At 63.4% G+C, this 8,788-nt stretch carries 8 protein-coding genes and 2 pseudogenes; 3 read left to right on the forward strand and 7 right to left on the reverse strand.

The window, feature by feature from the left end:
- The 5 genes and pseudogenes from RR3_RS24305 to RR3_RS24325 all read right to left on the reverse strand — a co-directional run.
- A pseudogene (locus RR3_RS24305) lies at positions 1-432 on the reverse strand (site-specific DNA-methyltransferase); the annotation flags it as partial.
- Positions 433-626: 194 nt separating this feature from the next.
- Positions 627-986 carry a hypothetical protein gene (locus RR3_RS24310; RefSeq protein ID WP_017682320.1) on the reverse strand — a complete coding sequence of 120 codons (360 nt, stop codon included), beginning with the start codon at positions 984-986 and terminating at the stop codon, positions 627-629.
- 312 nt (positions 987-1,298) lie between these two features.
- Positions 1,299-1,580, reverse strand: a complete 282-nt coding sequence (locus RR3_RS24315; RefSeq protein ID WP_234420155.1) for a hypothetical protein — start codon at positions 1,578-1,580, stop codon at positions 1,299-1,301.
- Between the two features lie 179 nt (positions 1,581-1,759).
- Entirely contained in the window at positions 1,760-2,401 is a 642-nt protein-coding gene (locus RR3_RS24320) for a ScbR family autoregulator-binding transcription factor (RefSeq protein WP_017682318.1), read from the reverse strand.
- 393 nt (positions 2,402-2,794) lie between these two features.
- Positions 2,795-3,274, reverse strand: a complete 480-nt coding sequence (locus RR3_RS24325; RefSeq protein WP_026138132.1) for a hypothetical protein — start codon at positions 3,272-3,274, stop codon at positions 2,795-2,797.
- A 13-nt stretch (positions 3,275-3,287) separates the two neighbouring features.
- Here RR3_RS24325 and RR3_RS24330 point away from each other — a divergent pair, with 13 nt between their 5' ends.
- Together RR3_RS24330 and RR3_RS24340 are read left to right on the forward strand one after the other, a co-directional pair.
- Positions 3,288-4,355, forward strand: coding sequence for an LGFP repeat-containing protein (locus tag RR3_RS24330; RefSeq protein WP_064066770.1), 1,068 nt, complete (start codon positions 3,288-3,290; stop codon positions 4,353-4,355).
- 2,216 nt (positions 4,356-6,571) lie between these two features.
- Positions 6,572-6,928, forward strand: a complete 357-nt coding sequence (locus tag RR3_RS24340) for a hypothetical protein (protein WP_064066772.1) — start codon at positions 6,572-6,574, stop codon at positions 6,926-6,928.
- Positions 6,929-7,024: 96 nt separating this feature from the next.
- On the opposite strand, the pseudogene RR3_RS24345 reads toward RR3_RS24340, so the two are convergent.
- Positions 7,025-7,576: pseudogene (locus RR3_RS24345) on the reverse strand (DUF2716 domain-containing protein).
- 164 nt (positions 7,577-7,740) lie between these two features.
- Entirely contained in the window at positions 7,741-8,289 is a 549-nt protein-coding gene (locus RR3_RS24350; protein ID WP_017682309.1) for a recombinase family protein, read from the reverse strand.
- Positions 8,290-8,585: 296 nt separating this feature from the next.
- Between RR3_RS24350 and RR3_RS24355 the strand changes: the two genes are divergently transcribed.
- The coding region (locus RR3_RS24355; protein ID WP_169918209.1) for a recombinase family protein at positions 8,586-8,788 on the forward strand (203 nt) is incomplete at its 3' end.

Consider the following 8,788-nt stretch of genomic DNA (forward strand, 5'->3'; position numbering starts at 1 on the left):
CCCAGGCGTCGTGTGTTGGAAGTTCTCGCCATTGATCACGACATGCCACGGAGCGTCGGCCGGTCCGTTCTCGATGTGCTCGACTGAACGAAGGCCCGGGTAGATCGGCTCACCGAACTCGCGGACGACGATCAGCTCGGAGATGTGCCGCTCACCGCCGTCGCCGCTGAGGACGGCGACCTCGCGGGTGCGGTCGGCGAACCGATCGACGACCCAGGTCGCGGCAGACGACTCGTCGCGCAGCGCGACGCGGATGCCCTTACGGATGGGGTGGTCGGGTAGTCGGACGGACTCGGGCAGGTGCCGGTCGAAGACGAGGCCGAATCGGCGAGATCCGCGCAGGAGGTCGACTTCGTGGGCGAGACGGGCGCGCAGTGCGTCGTCGTCAACGCGGGAGATCAACTGATCCAGCACGTTTGACTCGTCGCTCATCCTGCTCCCTGCCGTTCCCGGTTGAACTGTTACACGAGAAGGCTATGCGGGCGCCTCGGCTCGTTGTCGCTGGGTCAGAGTGTGGGCGCCGTACTTGTGAAATGCTGTAGACTTGCTGCAACGCCTCCGCCCGAGGGATGGAGGAAGTGGGGCCGGGATCCCCGCCGGACGACGGGACCCGGCCTTCGCGCTGTTCACCGGTCGATCACGAGGTCGATCTCGGTGATCATCTCTGCCATCGACGCCCGGATGTCCAGGTCGATGCTCTTGCGCGCCATTCCCACCGATCCCGCCACCGCATCGGGCACCCACAACATCGGCTCGACCGACGGCACCTCGAAGTCGACGAACAGTCCGGCCGGCAGCGCGCCACGGCTGCGGAGCCGAGCCACCAACGTGCGATCGCGTTCGTTCAACTCCGGTGTGCGCGATTCGATCCAGGCCCGAGTGACGTCCCGCAGGCCGAGCTCGTAGAACAGCCGCTCCATGCACTTGCTTCGCGCACGTTCCTGCTTGCGGGGATCGACCTGTAACCCGACGATCACCACGTTCACGCAATCCAACCTCGAGATCGTAGCGGCGATCTTCCGACGCCGAGGATCCGACTCGTTCCGCCAGTGCAGACGTCCGGCACCTTTGGGCACCAACTTACGAAGTTCCGCCCGCGCCGGATCACACGAGCGAGGGGAAGCGATCGCGGCAGCGACGAGGTACATGCCCTGCGGGACCTGGACCGAAGGAGCGTGGATCGACTCGTCGATCCACGCATGAACGTCGCCTCCGGCGAGCTCCCGGTGTGGTCCCGTCACCGCCACCGGCGTCCCCGAGGAAGGATCGTGCACTCATGACGGCCGACGACGGTCCCGTCAGCCACAGATGATCTCACGGATCTGGAGGAGCTTTTCCTGGGCATCGGCCGAACCGATGGCTTTGAGGATCGCATCCCCACGTTCGTCGGGGGCCAGGACGGCACTCACCACATCCGCGATCGGGGTGCCCAACAGGTAGAGGCGAACCTCGTCGACCTGGTTCGCCGGAAGCTCCGGCGGCAGATGGCCGATTCCCTGCGACGCGAGAGCCCGGCTGATGGCCGAGCGGACGTGCACACCCAGGCGGCCCGCCGACTGGATCGTCTTGAGGGTGTCCATCGACGTGGTGTACACGCCGGCTTCCTCCACGGCCTCGCGCAACGCACGGTAACTGTCCATGATCTACTCACAATCATCAAATAATCCCGGAAACTGATCTCACGATAGCGAGCCCGAGCGGTCACGGGAAGCGGTCCCGTTCGACGATCGTTGCCGTGGACGTCGGCCGAGGGACCGGTTCAGGCCACGGGCAGTGGGGGTCTCCAGCGGGCGCGGCGCACCGCCTCGCGCCGGTCGGGGTCGGCGACGAGGGTGGGCAGCACCAGTGCCCACAGCTCGTCGATCCGCCGGGGCAGGTCGGGACGCTCGGTGAGCAACCCGGACAGCTGTTGAATGCCGGTGAACGCCCCGATCACGAACCGGCCCACCGCATCCAGATCCAGGCCCGGGCGTAGATCGCCGTCGTCGGCGGCGCGGTCGAGCAGGGTGCGGCAGGCACCGATCCAGTCCCGGTACGGGTGGACGGGGGTGCGATCGGCGAGTTCGGTGGACAGGCGCAGCCCGGCCCGCACCAGCGCGCTCTCCCGTAGCAGGTCGGCCAGGGCGTGGCTGAGCATGACGATCTGCTCGAGCGCCGCGGCGTCGGTGGCGGTGACCCGCTGGACGAGGGCGATGCTGCGGCGGTGCTGTTCGTCGATGATCGCCGCGACCAGGTCGTCCTTGGAGCGGAAGTGGTAGTACAGCGCGCCCTTGTTCGAGCCGGCCGCGGCGACGATCTCGCCCGTGCTGACCCCGTGATACCCGGCGGCGGCGAACAACTCGGCCGCGACCGTGACGAAGTGGAACCGGGTAACCCGGCCCCGGTGCTGTGTGGTCCCCACCACCCCTCCTTCCCGCTCGCCGCTGCGCCGTTTCCTCCCGATCCCCTCCGGATCCCGATAGCGGCCCCAGGGCCGATCGCTCGGACAGCCTACGGGCAGCGGGGCAGCGCACCGTGCGCCGTCTCCGCCGGGACCCTGCGCGCCCGGCCCCGGCCACCCGGGCGCCGAGCCGCCGCACCGCACCGGACGTCCTCGTCACGCACTCATCCGGCGCTTCGTCCCGGAAGCAGGGCACACCCCTGCGCCCCGGCGGACCGCCGCCGTAGGGGGCGGGCAGCCCCTCGGGTGTAGCACCGAAATGCCCAGATTGCACCGGTATTTATAAAAGTACCGGTCGGATGGTTTCCGTGATGGAAGCGTTACCGGATACGGGTGTGGTTGGTGGGAAACCGGTTAGGTTTCCAGGTAGCGATGGCGCCACCGCTGATCCTGCTCCTGCGAAAGACGATAGGTCTCAATGGAATCGCTCCATCGCCGTGCCCTGGGCACGCCGAACCGCCGGTGGGTGGGTCGCTGTGTGATCGCCGCAGCGACCACACTGCTGCTCACCCACGGCAGTTCCACCGTGCTGGCCCAGCCCACGACCACCCCCACCGCCCCGATCACCACCTCGACGCCACCACCGAGCGCCGGCACCACCACGTCCTCGACCAGGGCGCCGGCGGCCGAACAGTCGACACCGAACACCACCGAGACGACCGAGGCACCGTCGACCTCGTCGATACCGCCGGCCACGTCGGTACCGCCGGCCACGTCGGTACCGACGACGACGCGAGCGCCGGCACCGCTCACCGAGCCCCCGGCTCCTCCGAGCGTCGCGCCGACGACACCGGCGCCGACGAGTCCGGAGACGGCGCCGACGGCACCGGGCAAGAAGGAACCTTGGGTGGAGTGGACACCGACACAGAACCCCAATTCCACGATCGTGCCCGGCAAGATGCGCTCGGACCGCCAAGAACTCCCCGAAGGCTTCACCAAGGAAGATGCCGACAAGGCCGAGATCGCCGAGGCGAAACTCCTCGCGGCCTCCCGGTCCCGCAACGCCCGCAGCAGCACCACCACCAACGCCGTCGCCGCCGCCGCTCCCACGGACTGCATGGTCTACTTCCCCGCGTGGCAGTACGTCGTCTGCGGGGAGATCCGCGTCAAGTACGACTCCCTCGGCGGACCGAACAGCTTCCTGCTCTGGCCCACCAGCAACGACCTGGTCAACCCCGACCAGGTCGGACGCCGCCAAACCTTCGCCAACGGCCCGATCTACTGGCACCCCAACGCCGGGGCGCACCCCGTGGTCAACCACTTCATGATGAAGTGGGGCCAGCACAACTGGGAAGCCGGCTTCCTCGGCTATCCCATCACCGACGAGATCGTGCTGCAGAACGGCCGGCGCCAGGACTTCCAAGGCGGCTCCATCTACTGGAGCCCGGTCTCCCTCGGCGCCATCGGCGGCGCCATCCGCGACAAATACCACGCCCTCGGCGCCGAAACCGGACCCCTCGGCTACCCCAACAGCGACGAGATCGCCGTCAACAAATACAACGGCCGCTACAACAACTTCCTCAACGGCACCATCACCTGGTCCGGGCAAACCGGGGCCCGGGTCCTGTACAGCGCAGCCAGGGACAGGTGGGCGGAGTTCGGTCGTGAGGACGGAGTGATGGGATATCCGACGACCGACGAGCTAGTGGCGCCAGACGGCATCGGGCATTATGTCTACTTCGAAGACGGGACGCCGGTCTACTGGTACCCAATCGTAGGTGCGTGGAGAATTCCACTCGAAACCCTCAAGGTATTCCAAAGGTTCGGATTCGAAACCGGCCACCTGGGTTACCCAAGCGGTGCAGCGAAACCATCCCAATCGGGGGAAGGGACGTTCCAAGAATTCGTTGACGGATCCGTGATATCGAGGATTAATCCGGACGGAACATTTGACTACAAGACTCTGTGGTACTGAGAGGACTCGATCAATAATGAGAAAAATTTTGGTCGCCGCGGCTGGGCTTCTACTAATTCCGTTCGGATTCATCGTAAGTCCAGGGTACGCGTTAGCGGATCAGGCGAGTTGTACAGGAACCCCACAAAACCCGGTATTCCCCAACTATGCCAGCGATGAGGTGCTCGATACGATCGTTAACAGTAGGACAGGAAGTCAACCAATTCCTATCCGCCGCGGGTGGTACTGCGTTCCGGCCGGTTCTCAGGACGAGCTGAACGATGGAAAAGGTTTCGGACTCGACAAAGTGCAGAACCGTCATTGGATCGGTCGTCCGCAAGTTGGATGGCACCAGGAGGAAGCCGTACTCGCCGTAAAGGCGGTGTTGAATTCATCCAACGTCAACCAAGTCTCCAGTCCGTGGGGAGGAAGCGGATGGAACTACCATGCATGGTCAGCATTCGGGGAGGGATGCGCATACGACGCCCCCGATGCGAGCTGCGACCGAGCTGAGCAACTCCATGTCGTGGGGGTATCGACTACCGGCGGAGCGGACTACGACCCACAAGGTGGGATGCCAGCCGGAACTCCCCTCGGCCTTCAGACGGTCTACTGCGACTACAATGACAATGGCCAGGAAGACGACGCAGGACTCCGTTGTGCTGAATGGGTCACGGCGGCGTTGCTCGACATCGCGTACGACGAGGGGCTCGCCGACTGATGGGGCGTGGCTTGGACTGCAATTCGAATCCGTTCGTATGACACGTGGGGGTGCGGCACGCATGCAGGCGCACCCCCACGTGCGTGGAGATGATGTTAATGCATGAAATCTGGCGTAATCGCACGAGTCCAATTTCTCTGGCGGAGATCGAGAATATAAAACGCCCAGTCGACATCCGGCGGGTGGAATCTGGTGGTAAGCTTCTTACATTGTCCGCTCGGTGGGAAACCGTTGATGATGATGGTGGATTTGATCCCGAGAGAGGAAACCGTCTACTGCTCGTTAGTTTCTTGGGCGGTAAGATTGGGCCGATGAATGCGATCGCTATCGCACGCAAAATAATTTCCGACCTTCACCCGCCGATATATGTATATCACCCCAATGAAGGTGCGGACGGCGTGGTTCAGGTGTGTTACTTCCTTTCGCGCTCCGGGTGGGGAGTATACGCTCCGTCGAACTTCGACTGGTGGAAATTCTCGTACGGGGAGCCGAAGTTTTCAATACTGCAAATTTTGGACGGTTGTGGGGGGCTATCGACAGTGTACCGCTCGTTGGATGTTCCCTTCTATCTCCCTTACCTCGACAGCAGAGGGCGATACTGGCACGACATGATCGTTTCTCCGCCGGATGGAGATTCCGTCTTTCGGCACGCCTTTGACGGACTCAGAGGGGGAGTATCGCGAATAAGTGCCATCAGTGCCGACATCCAACCCGTCTCGATGAGATTGTCCAGTGGGGGTCAAGTTGAATTGGTCCTGAAGCGGAAACGCAATGGTCGATGCTATTTGGTGCGCTGGCCTCTTCCTTCTCGAAGTCAAATGGATTCTGGTGGGTTTTTTCTGCCGGGCGACATAATTGATATCAGGAGTCCCGAGCAATTTGCGGCGGCTTCCATTGCGCGACTGAAAGAAATTGGAGCTGCTTCCGTCGGTTTCGGAGGAGAGGAATGTGAATGCCCCAAATAATCGTTTAGCCGTGTACTCAATCGGAAATCTCTGTGCTGTGTAGTATTAATTCACCGCAGAGTGATGAAGAACCGTTACTCACCGTGCTGATTGTCGGTGGTTGAACGATCTCCTGCGATTCAACACTTGCGGCGAGCCAACCCCCACCCGGACCGCCCAGCGAGGAGGCCGGCGAGCACTCCAAGCACCGTGGGAACAACAACGAGGGCGACATACAGCCACAGCCCCGTCTCGGGTGTCTCTAGAGGCCACGAGGTGTACCTCGAAGACATCGGCACATCCGGCAAAGGCTCGTACGCACCGTCGTAGACGATGTCGATCTTGGGTTGGGAGGACCACCACCACAGGTGGATTCCGGCGGCGGCCACCCCGCACACCAAGCCCACCACACCGAGAATCACAGTCGTTCGCATTGCTGACGCCGTTCCTTCGCTGTCGGTCACGCACTCCAGTCAATCAGCTCTTGGAGCAGTCCTGTTTGACGATCCTTCAGCAGCACACCGTGCGGAGCTTCCAGACCTCCGGACGACAGCACCGTATCGTCCGACGATATGGCGTGGTTGATGCTTGGTGTTCTGGCACTGCTGGGGTTGGCGGCGGGCGTGGTGGTGCCACGACGAACCCGGCTCGGTAGTGCGCCAGGGTTCCCGTGGTTCTGGGTGGCGTTCCCCGTCACCTGCATCGTCATCGCGACCGCGATCGGCGTCTTCGCTTGGCCTCAAGTGTTGACCGGCTCGGGAAGTTACTGGTGGGAACCGCCCACTGCGAATCGACCCGGTCTGCAGTTCTTGTCGAGCGAGCAGTACCAGCGGTTCGTGACACTGCGCCGGTGGAGATGGGTGCTGCCGGTGGCATCGCTCGCGGGAATCGGGTTGTGCGTGTGGGCTTGGCGGCGGCGGCGGGTGTGACACCGCTATTGCCGACGGGTCCTGCAGGACACCACGGAATACCTGAAAGGGCAGGCAAGAGCATGAGCCTGTGCCGATCAGGGGTGTTCGGTGAGGTTATACATCGTTGGGTCGGAGGCCGTCGATTCGTATGACGGGCAGCCACGTCGCGAGGGTCCGGCCGAGCGAGGCCAGCAGTCGTTCGCCGAACACGCACAGGGTCTGCTCCCAGGGGTGCCCGAAGGTTCCTTCGCTCAGATCGTCCCGCAGGAAGATGTAGTAGTCGCCTTTGGGGTAGACCGGCACTCGTCACTCGGTGTCCGGGGTGCTCGCATGCACGGCCGCATCGAGCTGGTAGCAGGTGTGCTGCCAGTCGAGTACGACGAACACCGGATCGTCGTCGAACTCGGCCACGAAACACCGCAATGCTTCGGCATTAACCGCATCGAAGCGACTGGACCAGGCACCCTCGATGTCAGCGGGCGCGGTGAGATCGAACGTGATCGACGGTGCCGGTTCGGCGATCGCTGGCCACGTCGCTTCTGCGGTACCGGGCCGGAATCCGAAACTGTTGGTGAACCGGTCCCAGTACTGAGACTGATGTTTCTCGTCGAGTGTGGTCCAACCCGGCGGCAGCGGGCTGCCGAAGTCGAGCGTGTGCCGCATCATGGTGGGTCTCCTTGTCGCTGGGTATCGCCCGCCGGGCTCTGCGCAGAGTTGCCGTCGGAGTGAACGGGATTCTCGATGCCTGACATCGAATGGCAGCCGCCGTCCGCAGTGTGAAGCTCGAAGGACGGTCGTGAGCTGGAAGGATGCGGGTCGGAGCGCCAACTCTATTTCAGATGTCGATACAGCGTCGTGCGGCCGACACCGAGGATCTCCGCGATCTCGGTCTGACTCATCCCGTTGTCGCGCATCAGCTTCGCCTGCTTGATCTTCTTCGTCGTCATCTTCGGCGGCCGGCCCCCGACCCGGCCCCGGGCTCGGGCCGCGGCGAGGCCAGCCGAGGTGCGTTCGCGGATGAGGTTGCGTTCGAACTCGGCGAGCGCGCCGAAGATGGAGAAGATCAGCTTGCCGCCGGCGGTCGTGGTGTCGATCGCTTCGGTCACCGACCGGAACCCGATGCCGCGCTCTTCGAGATCGGTGACAACTTGAAGCAGATGCGGTAGAGATCGGCCGAGTCGATCGAGCCGCCACACCACCAGGGTGTCCCCGGACCGAAGGTGAGAGAACAGGTCGTCGAGTTGCGGCCGGGCGGTGGTGGCACCGCTGGCGGTCTCGGTCCAGATCCGCGAACACCCCGCGGCCCTCAGTGCGTCGCTCTGCAGATCGAGGGTCTGATCGGTCGTCGAGACCCTCGCATAGCCCAGAAGTTCGCTCACAGGCTCGCAGTGTTCCATAACTCACCGACAAGCTTGGTTTTGAACCATGTGTTTCGGACATGAGTTTCGGAACAGTCGTCGAACCTGGTCGCTCGGTGCCGCCGTCGAAGTTTCATATACGTTCGTTTTCGGAACAAGATCAATTTTGTGGTCCGATCCCCCTCCCTCAAACAGCACACCCCACCCCCGCCCGGCGCCCGATAGTGGCCTGCGGAATCCGGCTCCCGAACCATCCTGTTTAACCGTCCTGCATGTCGGTCTCGTATAGCTGACCCATACGGCACTATCGTGGTCTCGTGGACGGAATCCTGATCGGCTATGCCCGATGCTCCACCCGCGGGCAAGATCTGCGAGCGCAGCGCTCAGCCCTCAAACGTCTCGGCGTCCCCGACGACCGGGTCTACACCGACAGGGGCTACACCGGCCGCCATCGACATCGGCCCGGTCTGCGCGAAGCTCTCGCCGCCTGCCGCGAAGGCGACACCCTCGTCGTCACCAA

Origin of the sequence: Rhodococcus ruber NBRC 15591 (genome assembly GCF_001894945.1) — a bacterium.
In the GTDB taxonomy this organism is placed as follows: Bacteria; Actinomycetota; Actinomycetes; order Mycobacteriales; family Mycobacteriaceae; genus Rhodococcus; species Rhodococcus ruber.